Annotated in this window: 15 protein-coding genes and 3 tRNA genes; 6 read left to right on the plus strand and 12 right to left on the minus strand. The window is 72.4% G+C overall.

Annotated elements, in window-relative coordinates; genetic code table 11:
• Positions 1-380 precede the first annotated feature (380 nt).
• Both bldC and ACZ4SV_RS30935 read right to left on the minus strand, forming a co-directional pair.
• A complete protein-coding gene (gene bldC, locus ACZ4SV_RS30930) occupies positions 381-587 on the minus strand; it encodes a developmental transcriptional regulator BldC (protein ID WP_003949541.1) in 207 nt (68 codons plus the stop codon).
• Positions 588-1,107: 520 nt separating this feature from the next.
• Positions 1,108-1,950: a DUF8083 family protein gene (locus ACZ4SV_RS30935; protein WP_468008188.1), complete on the minus strand. Its 843-nt coding sequence runs from the start codon at positions 1,948-1,950 to the stop codon at positions 1,108-1,110.
• Positions 1,951-2,148: 198 nt separating this feature from the next.
• Here ACZ4SV_RS30935 and ACZ4SV_RS30940 point away from each other — a divergent pair, with 198 nt between their 5' ends.
• Together ACZ4SV_RS30940 and ACZ4SV_RS30945 are read left to right on the plus strand one after the other, a co-directional pair.
• Complete coding sequence (locus ACZ4SV_RS30940) at positions 2,149-3,273, plus strand: Leu/Phe/Val dehydrogenase (protein WP_468008190.1); 1,125 nt, start codon at positions 2,149-2,151, stop codon at positions 3,271-3,273.
• 273 nt (positions 3,274-3,546) lie between these two features.
• Positions 3,547-3,792, plus strand: coding sequence for a DUF3073 domain-containing protein (locus ACZ4SV_RS30945; protein WP_365876890.1), 246 nt, complete (start codon positions 3,547-3,549; stop codon positions 3,790-3,792).
• 102 nt (positions 3,793-3,894) lie between these two features.
• On the opposite strand, the gene purM is transcribed toward ACZ4SV_RS30945, so the two are convergent.
• The 7 genes from purM to purS all read right to left on the minus strand — a co-directional run bounded on the left by purM (position 3,895) and on the right by purS (position 11,480).
• A complete protein-coding gene (purM, locus tag ACZ4SV_RS30950) occupies positions 3,895-4,959 on the minus strand; it encodes a phosphoribosylformylglycinamidine cyclo-ligase (protein WP_365876888.1) in 1,065 nt (354 codons plus the stop codon).
• A gap of 35 nt (positions 4,960-4,994) precedes the next feature.
• On the minus strand, positions 4,995-6,524 hold the full coding sequence (gene purF / locus ACZ4SV_RS30955; RefSeq protein WP_365876886.1) for an amidophosphoribosyltransferase: 1,530 nt from the start codon (positions 6,522-6,524) through the stop codon (positions 4,995-4,997).
• A gap of 202 nt (positions 6,525-6,726) precedes the next feature.
• On the minus strand, positions 6,727-7,092 hold the full coding sequence (locus tag ACZ4SV_RS30960; protein WP_468008194.1) for an META domain-containing protein: 366 nt from the start codon (positions 7,090-7,092) through the stop codon (positions 6,727-6,729).
• Positions 7,093-7,282: 190 nt separating this feature from the next.
• On the minus strand, positions 7,283-8,080 hold the full coding sequence (locus ACZ4SV_RS30965; RefSeq protein WP_468008196.1) for a maleylpyruvate isomerase family mycothiol-dependent enzyme: 798 nt from the start codon (positions 8,078-8,080) through the stop codon (positions 7,283-7,285).
• 204 nt (positions 8,081-8,284) lie between these two features.
• On the minus strand, positions 8,285-10,543 hold the full coding sequence (gene purL / locus ACZ4SV_RS30970) for a phosphoribosylformylglycinamidine synthase subunit PurL (RefSeq protein ID WP_468008198.1): 2,259 nt from the start codon (positions 10,541-10,543) through the stop codon (positions 8,285-8,287).
• On the minus strand, positions 10,540-11,220 hold the full coding sequence (gene purQ / locus ACZ4SV_RS30975; RefSeq protein ID WP_365876878.1) for a phosphoribosylformylglycinamidine synthase subunit PurQ: 681 nt from the start codon (positions 11,218-11,220) through the stop codon (positions 10,540-10,542). The genes purL and purQ overlap by 4 nt, the downstream gene beginning before the upstream one ends.
• Positions 11,217-11,480 (minus strand): phosphoribosylformylglycinamidine synthase subunit PurS, encoded by a 264-nt coding sequence (purS, locus tag ACZ4SV_RS30980; RefSeq protein ID WP_365876876.1) that lies wholly within the window; start codon positions 11,478-11,480, stop codon positions 11,217-11,219. The genes purQ and purS overlap by 4 nt, the downstream gene beginning before the upstream one ends.
• 312 nt (positions 11,481-11,792) lie before the next feature.
• On the opposite strand from purS, the gene ACZ4SV_RS30985 reads away from it, so the two are divergent.
• The 4 genes from ACZ4SV_RS30985 to ACZ4SV_RS31000 all read left to right on the plus strand — a co-directional run bounded on the left by ACZ4SV_RS30985 (position 11,793) and on the right by ACZ4SV_RS31000 (position 13,078).
• Positions 11,793-12,110 (plus strand): histone-like nucleoid-structuring protein Lsr2, encoded by a 318-nt coding sequence (locus ACZ4SV_RS30985; protein WP_365876874.1) that lies wholly within the window; start codon positions 11,793-11,795, stop codon positions 12,108-12,110.
• 167 nt (positions 12,111-12,277) lie between these two features.
• Positions 12,278-12,349, plus strand: a tRNA-Gly gene (locus tag ACZ4SV_RS30990).
• 81 nt (positions 12,350-12,430) lie between these two features.
• Positions 12,431-12,506, plus strand: a tRNA-Gly gene (locus ACZ4SV_RS30995).
• A gap of 496 nt (positions 12,507-13,002) precedes the next feature.
• Positions 13,003-13,078, plus strand: a tRNA-Gly gene (locus ACZ4SV_RS31000).
• Positions 13,079-13,123: 45 nt separating this feature from the next.
• On the opposite strand, the gene ACZ4SV_RS31005 is transcribed toward ACZ4SV_RS31000, so the two are convergent.
• From ACZ4SV_RS31005 to ACZ4SV_RS31015, 3 genes are all read right to left on the minus strand, one after another.
• Positions 13,124-14,023 (minus strand): phosphoribosylaminoimidazolesuccinocarboxamide synthase, encoded by a 900-nt coding sequence (locus tag ACZ4SV_RS31005; protein WP_468008201.1) that lies wholly within the window; start codon positions 14,021-14,023, stop codon positions 13,124-13,126.
• Between the two features lie 95 nt (positions 14,024-14,118).
• Positions 14,119-15,618, minus strand: a complete 1,500-nt coding sequence (locus tag ACZ4SV_RS31010; RefSeq protein ID WP_468008203.1) for a N,N-dimethylformamidase beta subunit family domain-containing protein — start codon at positions 15,616-15,618, stop codon at positions 14,119-14,121.
• Positions 15,619-15,861: 243 nt separating this feature from the next.
• Positions 15,862-18,663: a hypothetical protein gene (locus tag ACZ4SV_RS31015; protein WP_468008205.1), complete on the minus strand. Its 2,802-nt coding sequence runs from the start codon at positions 18,661-18,663 to the stop codon at positions 15,862-15,864.
• Positions 18,664-18,840 lie beyond the last annotated feature (177 nt).

Here is an 18,840-nt window from a genome sequence, read left to right on the forward strand (position 1 = left end):
AAGCATCCTGCCGTGTGACGGGAGTCACCGCATGAGCATGGAAAACAGAGGCACTTACCCCTGTCATACAACAGGTCAATTTAATATGTGCAATTGCACCGTGCCCATGACGCGCGCACAGCGGTTCCGACAGGCATCCCCAGACTCCGACAAGGACGCCCACCGGCACCGCCCCGCCCCGGCTTCCGCGCACAAAAAAATCGCGCTGGACCCGGCGGAGTCCAGCGCGATCGACGACGCACCCTGTGTCGCTTGCCTACAACGTTGTCTTCGGCTTGGGCGAGGGACCTGTTGGGGCAGGTCCCGCGTCGCTTGGAGCTAGGGTTTCGGGCGCCTCGGCCGGTTGGGGGACCGTCCGTCTTGCCCGGTTATGGAGTTGTTCAGGCCTCGCTGCGCTGCTGCGGGATGCCCGCCAGCAGTGCGCGAACCTCGGCCTCGCGGTAGCGGCGGTGCCCACCGAGCGTGCGGATGGACGTGAGCTTGCCGGCCTTCGCCCACCGCGTGACCGTCTTGGGGTCGACACGGAACATGGTGGCGACCTCAGCCGGGGTCAGCAGCGGCTCGGCATCAGGGGTGCGAGCGGTCATGAGCGGCCTCCTCGGGAGAACCGAACCTTCTCGGTTCTTTCCTCTAAATTCTGCACCTTGACCCGCGTTGCCCGAAATGGCGGACGCGAGTCGAGTCGGTTATAGGACGAACGGCTTGTCCTCGGCACTACAACTACACCATCTGTCCAGCCGCGTCGGCCAAACCGATGGAATTGCCCTCCCAGGTGTTCATCAGCGACGGAAGCCGATGGACCATGCCATAGCGGACAGTCACGCCACTGTGACGATCAGTCACAGTGGCGTTCAGGAGTCACCGGACCCCCCAAAGCGTGCAATGCTGAGATTCCGCCCACAGTTGAGCATAGGTGGACGGACGGAGTCCTCCCCGGACTCCTTGTCCTATTTTGGCACGAGGGGTGGCTTCCAGGGCAAGGGCCTTGTAAGTGCCGTCCATCACCCTTGGGATAAAAGTCCAGATCCGGACCAACGCTCCGTCAGCCGGTCGAAGCGAGAGAGAACGTACGTCGTCCGGCACCGGTTTGGCCGTGACGCACGTCACTCAGTTCGCGGAACGCCGGTCCCGGACCGCCCGCCAGCGCTCCACCAGCCGCCCGTACGCCTCCGCGGCGGCCGTTCCGTCGCCCCGGCGCAGCGCCTCGATGCCGGCGGCCACGTCCGCCGCCGAGTGGTCGTCCTCCAGCTCGCCCGCCGGCAGCACGTGCACCAGCCCGCCGTAGTCCAGCTCCACCAGCGAGCGCGGGTGGAACTCCTCCAGCCAGCGGCCGACGTCCAGCAGCCCGTCGGTCAGCGCGCTGTCCTCGACGGCGTCCCGCAGCGCCCGCAGTGCCCGGGCCACCCGGCGCCGGGCCTGCACCATCGGCGTGCGGTAGCGCAGCACCGGCGGCACGTCGGCGGTTCCCTTGTCGTACCGCCGCTCCTCGTCCGCGACCAGCACGAACCAGTTCAGCGGCACGTGCCAGGTCGCGGTGCGGATCCACGGGCGGGCGTCGGGGTTGCGGGCCAGCCAGCGCTCGTAGTCCTGCGCGGCCTGCCGGCGCACCACCGGCGGCAGCACGGCGTCCAGCACCGGCGGGGGCAGCTCCTCCGCCGGCCCGTCCAGGGCCTGCCAGCCGCGCAGCCGGGTCCGCCACGGGCAGACGCAGACGACCCCGTCCACCTCCAGCACGAAGGCGTCCCCGCTCTCCCGCACCGGGACCGCGATCGGCGGGACGGCCACCAAGTCGGCCAGGGAGGAGCGCAGTTCGTCCTGGTACGAGGGGCGGTCGGGGCGGCGGGCGTAGCGCGCCCAGTGCGCGCGCTCGGCTTCCGGGAAGGCGCCCAGCGGCTCGTACACACGCAGGTAGGCGGCATAGGGGACGACCACGGAAGACACCTTCGGCACGCCTGCTCCCTCCCCAGTGGGCCCGGCTCGAAACCACTGCGCATCGTGCCACGGTCATCCGTGCGCCAGGGCCCCGTGAGAGTGATCCTGAACACGCAGCGGATGGTGACGGGGCCGAGGCTCTACGCTCATGCCACGGCTCCCCGCCACCCGTACGGGGACCGACCCACTCGCCGCTAGTCCACAGGAGTCACCACAGTGACCGACGTAACCGGCGCGCCTGCCGATGTCCTGCACACCCTGTTCCACTCCGACCAGGGCGGCCATGAGCAGGTCGTGCTCTGCCAGGACCGCGCCAGCGGCCTCAAGGCCGTGATCGCCGTCCACTCCACCGCCCTGGGCCCCGCCCTCGGCGGCACGCGCTTCTACCCGTACGCGACCGAGGCCGAGGCCGTCGCCGACGCGCTGAACCTCGCGCGCGGGATGTCGTACAAGAACGCCATGGCCGGGCTCGGCCACGGCGGCGGCAAGGCCGTGATCATCGGCGACCCGGAGCGCGACAAGACCGAGGAGCTGCTCCTCGCCTACGGCCGCATGGTCGCCTCCCTCGGCGGCCGCTACGTCACCGCCTGCGACGTCGGCACGTACGTCGCCGACATGGACGTCGTGGCCCGCGCGTGCCGCTGGACCACCGGCCGCTCGCCCGAGAACGGCGGCGCCGGCGACTCCTCGGTGCTCACCGCCTTCGGCGTCTACCAGGGCATGCGCGCCTCAGCCCAGCACCTGTGGGGCGACCCCTCGCTGCGCGGCCGCAGGGTCGGTGTCGCCGGGGTCGGCAAGGTCGGCCACCACCTGGTGCGCCACCTGCTCGACGAGGGCGCCGAGGTCCTGATCACGGACGTGCGCGCGGAGGCCGTCCGGCGCGTCCTGGACGAGCACCCCGCCGGAGTGACGGCCGTCGCCGGCACCGAGGAGCTGATCCGGACCGAGGGACTCGACATCTACGCGCCGTGCGCTCTCGGCGGCGCCCTGAACGACCTGACCGTGCCGGTGCTCACCGCCGGGATCGTCTGCGGTGCGGCCAACAACCAGCTGGCCCACCCGGGTGTGGAGAAGGACCTCGCCGACCGCGGGATCCTCTACGCGCCGGACTACGTGGTGAACGCGGGCGGGGTCATCCAGGTGGCCGACGAGCTGCACGGGTTCGACTTCGACCGGTGCCGGGCGAAGGCCGCGCAGATCTTCGACACCACGCTGGCCATATTCGCACGTGCGAAGAAGGACGGGATTCCGCCGGCCGCCGCGGCCGACCGGATCGCCGAGCAGCGGATGGCCGACGCGCGCGCGGCCCGGGCCGCGGACGCCACCCGTTCGCACACCTGAGCGGTACCCGTCGGCGGGAACTTCGAGAGAACTCTCACTTCCCCCGGCGGGTCGTTCCCCGAGAAGTGGTTAAAATCGCCACTGACCAGCGAGGACAGGGCGCCTCGAAGGTCCTGGGCAGACGCGCGTGCTGCGGGCGACGTACCGTAGGGCCGCGGGCTCAGGTACCGTGGAAGCCCTACGGACCGGCCTCTCCACGGAGAGTCCGATCCGGAACATGAACGCGTGTCAGACTCTGGGGCCGTCGAGCCCCGTCGTTGAGGGGGTCGAGCCATGGGGCGCGGCCGGGCCAAGGCCAAGCAGACGAAGGTCGCCCGCCAGCTGAAGTACAACAGCGGCGGGACGGATCTCTCACGCCTGGCCGAGGAGCTGGGCGCATCGACGTCGAATCAGCCGCCTAACGGCGACCGTTTCACGGACGATGAGCATGACGACGACGACCTGTACTCCCGTTACGCCGACCTCTACGAGGACGACGACGAGGACGAGGGTCCCTCACAGCATCGTCGAGGCGCGTAGGCCTGCGGCGCACAAGCCGCATCTTCGCCGCACTTTCCCGGTCCGGGGCGTTCAGCACCGGACCGGGTTTTGCGCTGCCTCCGGACACCCGGAGGCCCCGCCTCACGCGTAGTCGCCCACCAGCTCGGCGCCGGTCGTCTTCTCGCCACGCCCGGTGATCTCGCCGGCCACCCAGGCGTCCACACCCCGGTCGGCCAGGGTCGTGAGGGCCACGTCGGTGGACTCCGCCGGCACGATCGCCATCATGCCCACGCCCATGTTCAGGGTCTTCTCCAGCTCCAGGCGCTCCACCTGCCCGGTCCTGCCGACCAGGTCGAAGATGGCGCCCGGGCTCCAGGTGGAGCGGTCGACCACGGCGTGCAGGCCGTCCGGGATCACCCGGGCCAGGTTGGCGGCGAGCCCGCCGCCGGTGATGTGGCTGAAGGCGTGCACCTCGGCGGTGCGGGTCAGCGCCAGGCAGTCCAGCGAGTAGATCTTCGTGGGCTCCAGCAGCTCCTCGCCGAGGGTGCGGCCCAGCTCCGCGATCTCCGCCTCCAGCGCCAGGCCGGCCGTGTTCAGCAGGACGTGGCGGACCAGGGAGTACCCGTTGGAGTGAAGACCGGAGGACGCCATGGCGATCACGGTGTCACCCGTGCGGATGCGGTCCGCGCCCAGCAGCCGGTCGGCCTCCACGACGCCCGTACCGGCCCCGGCGACGTCGAAGTCGTCCGCGCCCAGCAGACCGGGGTGTTCGGCCGTCTCGCCGCCCACCAGGGCGCAGCCGGCCAGCACACAGCCTTCCGCGATGCCCTTGACGATGGCCGCGACCCGCTCCGGGTGCACCTTGCCGACGCAGATGTAGTCGGTCATGAACAGCGGCTCGGCGCCGCACACCACGATGTCGTCCATGACCATGGCGACCAGGTCGTGGCCGATGGTGTCGTAGACGCCCAGGCGGCGGGCGATGTCGACCTTCGTGCCGACGCCGTCCGTGGCGGAGGCGAGCAGCGGGCGCTCGTAGCGCTTGAGGGCGGAGGCGTCGAAGAGCCCGGCGAAGCCGCCGAGGCCGCCCAGGACCTCGGGGCGCTGGGTCTTCTTCACCCACTCCTTCATCAGCTCGACGGCGCGGTCGCCCGCCTCGATGTCGACGCCCGCCGCTGCGTAGCTGGCACCAGTTGTCTCAGACATGGCTGTGAGAGCTTTCGTGTCGTACTGCGGGGGTGTTACGGGCGGCGGATCGCGTCGGCCGCGGCCGTGGCGGCGGGACCGGCGGCCAGCTCGGTCTCCAGCAGCTGCTTGCCGAGCAGCTCCGGGTCCGGCAGCTCCATCGGGTACTCGCCGTCGAAGCAGGCGCGGCACAGGTTCGGCTTGGCGATCGTGGTCGCCTCGATCATGCCGTCGAGGGAGATGTAGGCGAGGGAGTCGGCGCCGAGGCTGGTGCCGATCTCCTCGATGGTCATGCCGTTGGCGATCAGCTCCGCGCGGGTGGCGAAGTCGATGCCGAAGAAGCAGGGCCACTTCACGGGCGGGGAGGAGATGCGGATGTGCACCTCGGCGGCGCCCGCCTCGCGGAGCATGCGGACCAGGGCCCGCTGGGTGTTGCCGCGCACGATCGAGTCGTCGACGACGACCAGGCGCTTGCCCTTGATGACTTCCTTCAGCGGGTTCAGCTTCAGCCGGATGCCGAGCTGGCGGATGGTCTGCGAGGGCTGGATGAACGTACGGCCCACATAGGCGTTCTTCACCAGGCCGGCGCCGAAGGGGATGCCGGACGCTTCCGCGTAGCCGATGGCGGCCGGGGTGCCGGACTCCGGGGTCGCTATGACCAGATCGGCCTCGGCCGGGGCCTCCTTGGCCAGCCGGCGGCCCATCTCGACCCGGGAGAGGTACACGTTCCGGCCGGCGATGTCGGTGTCCGGGCGGGCCAGGTACACGTACTCGAAGACACAGCCCTTGGGCTTCGCTTCCGCGAATCGGGAGCTGCGCAGGCCGTTCTCGTCGATGGCGACGAACTCGCCCGGCTCGATCTCCCGCACATAGCTGGCGCCGGTGATGTCCAGGGCGGCGCTCTCGGAGGCGACCACCCAGCCGCGCTCCAGTCGGCCGAGGACCAGCGGGCGGATGCCCTGCGGGTCACGGGCGGCGTAGAGGGTGTGCTCGTCCATGAAGACGAGCGAGAAGGCGCCCCGCACCTGCGGCAGGACCGCGTGGGCAGCCGCCTCGACGGTCAGCGGCTTGCCGTCCTCGTCGACCTGGGCGGCCAGCAGGGCCGTCAGCAGGTCGGTGTCGTTGGTGGCCGCGACCCGGGTGGAGCGGCTGTTGTTGTCGTTGGGCAGGGCGGCGACCATCTCGGCGAGCTGCGCCGTGTTGACCAGGTTGCCGTTGTGGCCGAGCGCGATCGAACCGTGCCCGGTGGCACGGAACGTCGGCTGGGCGTTTTCCCACACGGAGGCGCCGGTGGTCGAGTAGCGGGCGTGTCCGACCGCGATATGACCCTGGAGCGAACCGAGCGAGGTTTCGTCGAAGACCTGGGAGACCAGGCCCATGTCCTTGAAGACGAGGATCTGGGAGCCGTTGCTGACCGCGATTCCCGCGGATTCCTGACCCCGGTGCTGGAGGGCGTAGAGCCCGAAGTACGTGAGCTTTGCGACCTCTTCACCCGGAGCCCAGACGCCGAAGACGCCGCAAGCGTCCTGGGGGCCCTTTTCGCCGGGAAGCAGATCGTGATTGAGTCGACCGTCACCACGTGGCACGCCACCGAGTGTAGGCGAGGTCGACCACTGGTCCGAATTGGGGAGGGGCCGCCGCCGGTGGACGCGCCCGTGGGACCCTCTTGGTGGTTTCTACGTCTTCGCAGGTCAGACCGCATACCATGGCGGACCGGCCGGTTCCGGGGCGGGCCGCGCGAGGCCCTAGGTAAAGGTTTCCCGGGCTCTTCGAGTGAGGTGTCGCACATCAGCCGGGAGTGCCACGGGTGAGGTGCACGCGGTCACCGTGACCGCTGGTGAGCATGAGGCTGCCGGGTCCGGCGGCGCCGGTGAGCGTCTGGCCGTCGAGCACCCGGGCGAGGGCCCGTTCGAAGTCCATCCGGGCCCGGTCGCAGGCCATCCGGGTGGTGCGCAGCGCGCCGAAGGTGATCCGGTCGCCGTGCACGGTGGCGTGGGCGCTGAACCGGTTGCAGCCGAGGTTGCCGGCCGCGGTGCCGTCGGTGCCGATGCGCAGGCGGGGCGCGGCGCCGGGGGGCGCGCTGTGGCGGGCGCCGCCGGCGGTGACGCTGTCGACCCGCCATTCGACGCCGGTCACCGGTTCGGACGCGGCCATCGCCCCACTGTCCGCCTTTTCGGCACCGCAGGCCACCAGAAGCGGGAACGCGGCCAGGAGCAGACGCTTCTTATACCGTTTCATGCCGGTTCGACGCGCCCGGGCAGCCCCCGGTTCCGCCGCCTTGCGGACGGCGGTCACGGCACGCGGGGCAGCGGCGTGGCGTACGGCCGCCCGCCCCGCGCCGCGGTCACGCCAGCAACGGCAGCAGGCCGCCCAGGTCCGCCCGCTCCCCGCTCGCGCTGACCTGCGCGCCGGCCACCGCGTCCGCCCAGGCCAGCCGGCCGGTGGCCAGCCGGATCCAGGTCAGCGGGTCGGTCTCCACGACGTTCGGCGGGGTGCCGCGGGTGTGCCGGGGCCCTTCCACGCACTGCACGACGGCGTACGGCGGCACCCGCACCTCGGTGGAACCGCCGGGCGCCTTCACGGCGAGGGCGTCGGCGAGCAGCCGGGTGGCGGCGGCCAGCGCCTGCCGGTCCTGGGGCACGTCGAGGCCCGGGACGGCGGCGTTCAGGTCGTCGGTGTGGACGACGAGTTCGACGGTCCGGGTGACCAGGTAGTCGTCGAGCGGCAGGGCGCCCGCGCTGGTCTCCAGCAGCCGGCCGCCGGGCTGCCCGTCGAGCAGGGCGCGCAGGCCCTGCTCGGCGTCGGCGAGGTAGGCGTCGAGGTCCGGATGGTCCGCGGCCAGCTTCCGGGTGGCGTCGGCGATGGCGGCGGAGTTGCCGGCGGGCGCGAAGGCCCACTCGGCCACCCGGACGTCCTGCCTCGGCGGCGCCGGCCGGTCCGCGGCCCGCTGCACGGCGGTGACGGCCATGCCGATGTGCGCGGCCAGGTCCCGTACGGTCCAGTCGCCGAGCCGGGTGGGCAGGGCGAGCCGCTCGGCGTCGAGCCCGCGGACGGCCTCCCGTACGTGGCCGAGCTGGGCGAGGACCGCGGCCCGGGTCCTGGCGGGGTCGTAGCTGCGCGCGCGTTTCCTGACCGGTGGCATGGCGCCGAGCCTATGCGGGCGCGGGCCCGCCCGACGAGTCAATACAGCGGCGCCGGCCGTGACTTCGCCCGGTTCCCCCGCGGGCCGTCCGCAGACGCGGCGGGCCCGCCCGGGGCACCGGGCGGGCCCGCCGCGTCCGTGACACCGCCGGTGCGGCCGGCCGGGTGCGCTGTCCCGGCCGGCCGGTGACGCGGCGGGTCCCGGCTAGGCCAGCAGCGCCGGGATCGTGCTCTCGTGCGCCTCGCGCAGCTCGGCCAGGGTCAGCGTGAACTCGCCCTGGACCTCCAGCGCGTCGCCGTCCACGACACCGATACGGGTGGCCGGCAGGCCGCGCGCACCGCACATGTCGTTGAACCGCACCTCCTCCGAGCGCGGCACGGCGACGACGGCGCGCCCGGCCGACTCGGAGAACAGGAAGGTGAAGGCGTCCAGGCCGTCCGGTACGACCAGCCGCGCGCCCTTGCCGCCGAGCAGCGCGGACTCGACCACGGCCTGGACCAGACCGCCGTCGGACAGGTCGTGCGCGGAGTCGATCATGCCGTCGCGGGAGGCGGAGATCAGGATCTCGGCGAGCAGCCGCTCCCGCTCCAGGTCCACCGCCGGCGGCAGGCCGCCGAGGTGGTCGTGGATCACCTGGGACCAGGCCGAGCCGCCGAACTCCTCCCGGGTGTCGCCGAGGAGGTAGAGCAGCTGGCCCTCCTCCTGGAAGGCGACCGGGGTGCGGCGGGCGACGTCGTCGATCACGCCGAGCACGGCCACCACCGGGGTGGGGTGGATGGCGGCCTCGCCGGTCTGGTTGTACAGCGAGACGTTGCCGCCGGTCACCGGGGTGCCGAGCTGGAGGCAGCCGTCCGCCAGGCCGCGCACGGCCTCCGCGAACTGCCACATCACGGCCGGGTCCTCTGGCGAGCCGAAGTTCAGGCAGTCGGAGACGGCCAGCGGCCTGGCGCCGGTGGTGGCCACGTTCCGGTACGCCTCGGCGAGGGCGAGCTGGGCGCCCGTGTACGGGTCCAGCTTCGCGTACCGGCCGTTGCCGTCCGTCGCGATGGCGACGCCGAGCCCGGTCTCCTCGTCCACGCGGATCATGCCGGAGTCCTCCGGCTGGGCGAGGACGGTGTTGCCCTGCACGAAGTGGTCGTACTGGGAGGTGATCCACTGCTTCGACGCCTGGTTCGGCGAGCCGACCAGCTTCAGGACCTGGGCCTTCAGCTCCTCGGCCGTCTCCGGGCGGGGCAGCTTGTTCGCGTCGTCGGCCTGGAGGGCGTCCTGCCAGTCGGGGCGGGCGTACGGACGCTCGTAGACCGGGCCGTCGTGCGCGACCGTGCGCGGATCGACGTCCACGATCTTCTCGCCGTGCCAGAAGATCTCCAGCCGGTCGCCGTCGGTCACCTCGCCGATGACCGTGGCGATGACGTCCCACTTCTCGCAGATCTCCAGGAAGCGGCCGACCTTGTCCGGCTCCACGACCGCGCACATGCGCTCCTGCGACTCGCTCATGAGGATCTCCTCGGGCGAGAGCGTGGAGTCGCGCAGCGGGACGTCGTCCAGGGTGACGCGCATACCGCCGGAGCCGTTGGACGCCAGCTCGCTCGTCGCGCAGGACAGACCGGCCGCGCCGAGGTCCTGGATGCCGACGACCAGCTTCTCCCGGAAGGCCTCCAGGGTGCACTCGATGAGGAGCTTCTCCTGGAAGGGGTCGCCGACCTGGACGGCGGGGCGCTTGGAGGGCTTGGCGTCGTCGAAGGTCTCGGAGGCCAGGATGGAGGCGCCGCCGATGCCGTCGCCGCCGGTCCGGGCGCCGTAGAGGATGACCTTGTTGCCCGCGCCGGACGCCTTCGCCAGGTGGATGTCCTCGTGCCGCATCACACCGATGGCGCCGGCGTTGACCAGTGGGTTGCCCTGGTAGCAGGCGTCGAAGACGACCTCGCCGCCGATGTTGGGCAGGCCCAGGCAGTTGCCGTAGCCGCCGATGCCCGCGACCACGCCCGGCAGGACGCGCTTGGTGTCGGGGTGGTCGGCGGCGCCGAAGCGCAGCGGGTCCACGACCGCGACCGGGCGGGCGCCCATCGCGATGATGTCGCGGACGATGCCGCCGACACCGGTGGCCGCGCCCTGGTAGGGCTCGACGTACGACGGGTGGTTGTGCGACTCGACCTTGAAGGTGACCGCGTAGCCCTGGCCGACGTCCACCACGCCGGCGTTCTCGCCGATGCCGACGAGCAGCGCGTCCGACTGCGGCGCCTTCTCGCCGAACTGGCGCAGGTGGACCTTGGAGGACTTGTACGAACAGTGCTCGGACCACATGACCGAGTACATGGCGAGTTCGGCGCCGGTCGGGCGGCGGCCGAGGATCTCCACCACCCGCTCGTACTCGTCCTTCTTCAGACCGAGTTCGGCCCAGGGCAGCTCGACGTCGGGGGTCGCGGCCGCGTGCCCGACCGTGTCCAGAGGCGTCCGGCTCATGCGCCCACCAGCTTCTTGAGGATCGACGTGAAGAACGGGAGCCCGTCGGTCCGGCCGGAACCGATCAGCGGCTCGACGGCGTGCTCGGGGTGCGGCATGAGGCCGACGACGTTCCCGGCCTCGTTGGTGACGCCGGCGATGTCGTTGAGCGAGCCGTTCGGGTTGAAGTCGAGGTACCGGAAGGCGACCCGGCCCTCGGCCTCCAGCTTGTCCAGCGTGTAGGGGTCGGCGACGTACCGGCCGTCCATGTTCTTCAGCGGGACGTGGATCTCCTGGCCGGCGCGGTAGTCGCTGGTCCAGGAGGTCTCCGCGTTCTCCACCCGCAGCTTCTGGTCGCGGCAGATGAAGTGGAGGTGGTCGTTGCCCAGCATGGCGCCCGGCAGGAGGTGGGCCTCGGTGAGGATCTGGAAGCCGTTGCAGATGCCGAGGACCGGCAGCCCGGCCTTCGCCTGCTCGATCACGGAGTCCATCACCGGCGAGAAGCGGGCGATGGCGCCGGCCCGCAGGTAGTCGCCGTAGGAGAAGCCGCCGCACAGGACGACGGCGTCGACCTGCTTGAGGTCCTTGTCCTTGTGCCAGAGGGCCACCGGTTCGGCCCCGGCGATACGCACCGCACGCCGGGTGTCCCGGTCGTCCAGGCTGCCCGGGAAAGTGACGACGCCAATACGAGCGGTCACTTGGCCGCCTCCGCGACTTCGTCGACCCGGACGGTGAAGTCCTCGATCACGGTGTTGGCGAGGAAGGATTCCGCAAGATCGCGGATCCGGGCGAGCGCGGCCTCGTCGACCGGCCCCTCCACTTCCAGTTCGAAACGCTTTCCCTGACGTACGTCCGAGATCCCTTCGAATCCCAGGCGGGGCAGCGCACGCTGGACCGCCTGGCCCTGGGGGTCGAGGATCTCCGGCTTGAGCATGACGTCGACTACGACGCGTGCCACTGGCACTCCCGGTGTGTGGTGCTGAGCAGGTCCCTTCAGACTACCCGCACAAAATTTCTACGCGGGTAGAGTTGGAGGAAAGTACGTGAGGCGCATCACGATCGGGTGTCGGAGCCGCGCACCCGAGAAAAGTTCTGGGAAAGTTCCACAGTCCGCCCCGCCGCACCTATTGCACCCGGACACGCGGACGGATTTAGTCGGGCTTCACTTTGCATTGCCGGGCACTGTACAAATGAATTGGCAATAGCCGATACTCGGCATGTCGTCGGCGTTGAGCTGTAACGACGTGCCGCACGAAGGGACCGATTATTCGTGGCGCAAAAGGTCGTGGTCACTCTCTTTGACGACATCGACGGCTCGGAAGCGGCGGAGACGATCGCCTTCGGACTCGACGGCAAGTCGTACGAGATCGACCTGAACGAAACCAACGCCGAGAAACTGCGCAAGACGCTCGCGCCGTACGTCGAGGCCGGCCGCAAGCGGTCGCGGTCCGGCAAGGCGTACAAGCAGACGGAGGTCGCCCCCGACCCGGCGGCCGTCCGCGCCTGGGCGCAGGCCAACAAGATGGACGTCCCGGCCCGGGGACGCATCCCGAAGAAGGTCTACGAGGCGTTCAGCGCCGCGCAGTGAGCCCGCGAAGGGGCGAGCCCTCAGGGCCCGTCAGGGTGCCCTGAGGGCCGTGCACTTGGGCTGGACGGGGGCGCGGGGGGAGCCGACTTGCGCTACCCCCCTGCTGATCAGCTAATGTCTGGAGCACGCCGAGGGGCGAGGCCGAAAGGCCGGATCCCGAGGACGATGCGGGTGTAGTTCAGTAGTAGAACATCCCCCTTCCAGGGGGAAGGCGCAGTGTGCGATTCCTGTCACCCGCTCTGGCACCGCCGGCCCGACCACGGTTGTGGATCAGGTAGGCTGGTGCTCGCACCGATCGGTGGGAGCCGGTCGGGGGCAGTGCGGACGTAGCTCAGTTGGTAGAGCGCAACCTTGCCAAGGTTGAGGTCGCGAGTTCGAACCTCGTCGTCCGCTCCACGAAGAAGACCCCGGTCCACTGGACCGGGGTCTTCTCGTTTCCCGCCTCCCGGGTTCCGGTCCCGGGTTTCCGGAGTGAAGACCGTCACATCTCCGCGCACCACACCGCCCGGCCGCTGGATGCCGAGCGCGGGCGGTCCGGACAGAGGGAACGGGCGCGCGCGGCCGGTGGGCCCGCCGTCCGCCGGTTCACCGCCGCGACCGTCGGCGCACCGGGATCATCCGTACCGTGCGCCCCGCGAACCGTTGTACCGGGCCCGAGTTGGCCGCAGGCGCGGTCGTTGCCGGGCACGCGCAGCCGACCGCGTGGGCGGCGGACCCGCCGAGCGCCCGCCGCCTACGGCGCACCGGCCGTGGAGATCGCCGGCGGGCCGCGCTGTCGCCGGGGACCGCGCGCGGCCGTCCCTCCCCGGCCGGGTGCCGGGAACCGCCGGGCGGCAGTGTGTCCCGCACCCGGGCGAGGTTGGGTATAGTTGCTGTCGCGCCACGGCGCAGTGCGGACGTAGCTCAGTTGGTAGAGCGCAACCTTGCCAAGGTTGAGGTCGCGAGTTCGAGCCTCGTCGTCCGCTCCACGAAGAAGACCCCGGTCCACTGGACCGGGGTCTTCTCGCGTTCCGTCAGCTCCAGCGGCTGCCCGTCAGCCGCTCGTACGCCTCCACGTACTTCTGCCGGGTCGCCGCCACGACCTGCTCCGGCAGCGGCGGCGGAGGCTGCTCGCTCCTCCGGTCCCAGCCGGACTCCGGCGAGGTCAGCCAGTCCCGCACGAACTGCTTGTCGTACGACGGCTGGGCGCGGCCCGGCTGCCACTGGTCGGCCGGCCAGAAGCGGGAGGAGTCCGGGGTGAGGACCTCGTCGGCGAGGACGAGGGTGTCGCCGTCGAAGCCGAACTCGAACTTGGTGTCCGCCAGGATGATCCCGCGGTCGCGGGCGATGTCCCGGGCCCGCGCGTACACCGCGAGCGTGGCCTGGCGCAGGTGGGCGGCGGTCTCCGCGCCGACCTGGCGGGCCACCTCCTCGTAGGAGACGTTCTCGTCGTGCTCGCCGACCTCGGCCTTGGTGGCCGGGGTGAAGATCGGGGCGGGCAGTTCGGAGCCGTCGACGAGGCCCTCGGGGAGGGCGAGGCCGCAGACCGTACGGGACTGCCGGTACTCGACGAGGCCGGAACCGGTGAGGTAACCGCGGGCCACGCACTCCACCGGGACCATCTCCAGCGACTTGCAGACCAGCGTGCGGCCCGCCCAGTCGGCCGGGGCGCCCTCGGGCACCTCGGTGCCGATGACGTGGTTCGTGGCGATGTCGCGCAGCTGGTCGAACCACCACAGGGACAGCTGGGTGAGGACGCGGCCCTTGTCGGGGATCTCCGTGGGCAGTACCCAGTCATAGGCGGACATGCGGTCGCTGGCGACCATCACGAGGTCGCCCGCCTCGTTCCGGTACAGGTCGCGCACCTTTCCGGTGTGCAGGTGCACCAGGCCCGGAACCTCGATCGGTTCGGGCTTTTCGACGAATCCGGACACGGTTCCTCCCCGTGGTTCTGTACAAGTGCCTCGATTCTCCCGTATGGGGCCGGCCGGCGGCCGGTCGGGGTCCGGAGGGGACGGGCGGGCGGGGATCAGTCGCGTTTGCAGATGCGGTCGAGCAGATTGGCGGTGGCGCGCTGGACGCGCGGATCGACGTGGCCCGGCCGGTCCAGGGCCGGGGACCAGGCGAAGGTGCCGGAGGCGAACACCCAGGCTCCGGAGGGTGCGCGGTAGAGCGAGGTCTCCTGGTGGCGCAGGACGCCGTCGCTGTCGGTGTACGGCGAGTGGGCGAGCAGGATGCGCTCGTCGTGCTCGGGCAGCGCGGTGCGCGGGAAGTACCGGTCCGCCTCGCCGGCGACCAGCCCGGCGATCTCGTCGCCCTCGTGCGCGCCGGTCGCCTCCCACAGCCAGTGGCCGCCGTTGCGGACGATCAGCGGCTGCGGCTCGGGCACCCGGCCCGCGTACTGGATGCCGATCAGCTGCTGTTCGGGCCGGTCGACCTCCCGCCACAGCACCGGCCGGCCCGGGCCCTTGCGCTTCCGGCAGGACAGCAGCCGGTCCGGCACCCCGGACGGGGACGGGCCCAGCTCCACCTGCCAGTACATGGTGTTGGCGGAGAGGAAGACCAGCGAGGTGCCCCGGTCGCGGGCGTCCTCGACGGCCCGGCGCATCGGCGCCGACCAGTACTCGTCGTGGCCCGGGAAGACCAGGCCGCGGTAGCGGGTCGGATCGATCCGGCCGGCGTGCAGGTCGCGGGCGTCGGCGTAGGCGAGGTCGTAGCCGTAGCGCTCGGCCCAGCGGATGAAGTCGTAGGCGTGGCCGACGTGCAGCGGCAGGCCCGCGCCCGCGTACGGCCGGTCGAAGGAGACCGTGGTGGCCGCGTCGGACTCGCCGAGGAGTCGGCCCCTCTCGTCCCAGGCGTGGTAGAGGCTGGCACCGGTGTGGCCGTCCTCCGGATACAGGTTGTACGCCTGCCAGGTGACGTCGGGCAGCAGCAGGAGCAGGTCGGCCGGGTGGTCGTCGCGCACCGTGAACGGCACGTGGGAGCGGTAGCCGTCGGCGGTGGTCAGGACGGCGACATAGGCGCCGATGGTCCAGTACGAGGGCACCTGGAGGCGCCAGGACAGCCACCAGTGGTGGCAGGAGACCGTGCGGTCGGCGGTCAGCGGCGGGGGCTGGACGATGCCGGAGAGCCGGGGGCTGGTGGTGACCTTGGAGGCGCCGTCGCCGCCGTAGTGGCCGATGCGGTAGATGTCGACGCCGAACTCCTGCGGCGGGTCTACCGTGATGTGGAAGTCGATCGCCTCGCCGGGCGCGACCGCGCCGCTGGAGGTGAAGCCCTTGATCTGGCGGCGCACGTCGTCGGACGAGCGCAGGCCGGCCAGGGTCACGCGCGGCACCGGGATCCGTCCGCGGGCGCCTCCGCCGAGCTGCTCCGGGCTGGGGTCGACGTACCAGGGAAGCACCTGGCCGGTGTCGTCGTAGTACATCTCGCTGCCGCGCAGCCAGGGCACCGGACCCTGGCCGAACGGATCGGTGACGGCGTGCGCGAGCGCTCCGGACTCCCAGCGGCGAATGTGGTCCGAGGCCATGGTCGCTCCCCTCCCTCATGCCCCCCGTGACTGTCTCGGCGGTGCTCGCGGGTCTGCTGTTCTCGCCGTCCTCGGCGGGGCCCGGCCGCGCTGACGTATGTCGCGCGCCTTTGCCAAGGGCGTGGTCGGTTCCAGCACATCACATAACGCGTGTGGCCAGTCACTGGTCGTGTCGAATTGACCTGAAGTGGAAGACGTCTTTCCGTAACGGCGGGACAGCGTCGGGCGGGGGCCGCGACGGTGTCAGACGAGCCGTACGGGCTTCTCCGGGCGTATGCCGGACGCGGCCAGCCAGTCGCGCAGCGGGCCCGGGTCTCCCTCCTCGATCAGGCGGAGCACCCGGGGCGTCAGGTCGGCGGCCCGCTCGCCGCCCAGCAGCAGGGACGGGCCGTCCAGCCAGTCCAGGGCGGGGACCGCGCCCGCGGTGTCCACGGCCGCGCAGCACACCATCGCCGTGACGTGGTCCGCGAGCAGCTCACGGGCGGTGCGCTGGGGTTGCAGCGGGAACGGGGACAGGCCGGGCAGCCCGCAGTCGCAGGCGTTCCACGGGGGGTTGCCGGGGGCCTGGCCGACGGGGGACACGCCCGCGCCCTTGCCCTTGGCCGCGCCCTTGCCCTTCCGCACGCGGGCTTCCTCGCGGGCCAGTTCGGCGCTGAGGCGGGCGGCGAGGGTGGTGCCGCGATCCGTACCGGCGGTGTCGGCCGACTCCGCCCCGGCGTCGCCGCAGGCGTCCATCCCAGGCCCCTCCGCATCACCCGTGCGGGTGGCAACGTCAAACGCGGACACCCCCGGTCGGGGGACCCCGCCCTCGTCGAGGGTCTCCGAACCGGGAGGCGGGGGAGCTGCGCCGGGGGCGGGCTGGGAGGCCGAGTGCGCGGGAGACCCGCCGGGGGCGGGCTGTGCGGGGGGTTCGCCGGGGGCGGGGGGCGCGGATTCGACGGGTGCGGATGGCGCGGAGGGCTCGCCGGGGGCGGGCTGCCAGTCGGGGCCGGTGGGGGCGGGCGCCGCAGGGGCCTCGACGGCGGCGGTCTCCGGGGCCGGGTACGCGGTCGACCCGCCGGATGCGGGCCGTTCGGGGGCCTCGCCGGGAGCGGGCTGGGCGGGGGCATCGCCAGAGGCGGGCTGGGCGACGGCCCCGCCGGGAGCGGGCTGGGCGGGGGCATCGCCAGAGGCGGTCCGCCGGACGGACTCGCCGGGGGCGGACCCTGCGGACGGCTCGCCGGGGACGGGGGGCACGGCGGGCTCGCCGGCCGCGGTCTCCGGGGCCGGGTACGCGGTCGACCCGCCGGATGCGGGCTGGGTGGGGGCCTCGCCGGGGGCGGGCCGTGCGGCGGCCCCGCCGGGAGCGGGCTGGGTGGGGGCATCGCCAGAGGCGGGCTGTCGGGCGGGCTCGCCGGGGGCGGACCCTGCGGCGGGGGGTACGACGGCCTCGCCGGTGGTCGTCTCCCCGGCCGGCTGCGCGGACGACCCGCCGGATGCGGGCCGCGCGGGGGCCTCGCCGGGAGCGGGCCCGGCGGCGGCCCCGCCGGATGCGGGCTGGGCGGGGGCCCCGCCAGAGGCGGTCTGCCGGACGGACTCGCCGGGGGCGGACCCTGCGGACGGCTCGCCGGGGGCGGTCGTCGGGGCCGTCGCTGGGTGGGGCTCGGGGTTCGTCGGAGGCACGTCGTCGCTGGGGAGGTCCAGCGTGTCGGCGGGCTGGACGGGGGGTGCGGCGGGGTGGGTCTCGGGGGCCGGGGTCGGCGCGGGCTCTCCCGGCGGGGGGTCGGCGTCGGGGACGGGGTGGGTCGTGAGGTGGTCCAGGACCCGGGAGAGGGTGGGGGCGGTCGGGCCGGGGGCGTGGGAGGGGCGTACGCCCAGGGCGTCCAGGGCGCGGTGCAGGCGGGCCGCGTCGGCGCGCCAGGTGCGGTCCACGACCTCCTCCGGATACGCCTGCCAGTCCACCGGCGCCCAGTCGGCACAGGACTCCGCGGGACCCCCGTGGAACAGGTGGGCGGCGAGCAGGGACGTGGCCTCGTCCACCACGCCGGGCTCCTCCAGCAGATCGCAGGCCGGCCGCTCGCCCAGCCGGGAGGCGAAGCCCTCGGCGAGCCGGTCGCGGCGGGACAGCTCGGTGAGCGCCGCGACCACGCCCGCGTCCAGCCGGGACGGCCAGCGGCCCATGCGCCAGGCGGGCAGCGCCACCCTGGTCAGCAGCCGGTCCCAGCCGGCGTACGCGAGCCCGACCTGTTCCTGGGCGACGATCCGCAGGCCGTAGTCGACCGCCTGGGCGCGCTCGGCCGCCGCCGCGGCGACCCCGCGCTCCATCTGCGTGGCGTGCTCCTGGCAGCCGCGCAGCAGCAGCCGGACCACCCAGCCGAGGGCCGCGCACAGCCCGCGCAGCGGCGCTCGGCGGCCCGGTGCCGAGGCGACGGCCACGGCCGCGTCCAGACCGCGCACGAAGCGGCGGGCGGCGGCTATGTCGGGGTGCGCCGAAGGGCCCGTACCCGCGATCACCGGGGCGAGGACCGCGCGCAGTTCGCCGACGCGCATCCACCACAGGAACGGGGAGCCGATGACGAGGACCGGCGCGGTGGGCGCCCGGCGGCGGCCCTGGCCCGCCGGCTCGTCGGGCGCCGGACGCGCGGGCGGACCGTGCGCGGAGTGCGCCCGGTCCTCCAGCCAGCTGTCGCAGTCGGGAGTGAGCGCTATGGCGGAGGGGACCGGTACGTCCAGGCGGTCGGCGAGGTCGCGCACCATCCGGTACAGATCCGGGGCGGACTCCTCCGCGACCGGCACCGTCGGGCTCATGGCGGGCCGGGCCCGGGCCACGACCAGGGCGACGGCGGCCGCGGCCAGCAGCACCAGCACTGCGCACCCGCCCACGGCCCAGCGGGCGGCGTCCCAGCCCGGCCCGGTGAGGTGACCGGTGGAGCCGCCGGCCAGCAGGATCACCGCGGCGCCCGCGGGCAGCAGGGCCACGGCCAGCGCCCGGCCCCGGACCCGCAGCACGGCGAGGGCCCGGGAGCGCGCGGCCTGTGCGCCCGCCTCCACACCGATTCCGGTCACGTGCCGCCCTCGCCCCCTCTCTGCCGATCGCGTGCTGCCCTGGTGTTGGTCACTCCCCCACTGTGGCACCCGCCACCGACATCGCAATGCCGGTGGGCCAAGTGCCGGAACGCTTGCGCGGCACCCTAGTTGGGGCCCGGGCCCTCGTCAGCCGGATAGGCGATTGCTCACCCGATG

This window comes from Streptomyces sp. NPDC027672 (assembly GCF_055566335.1).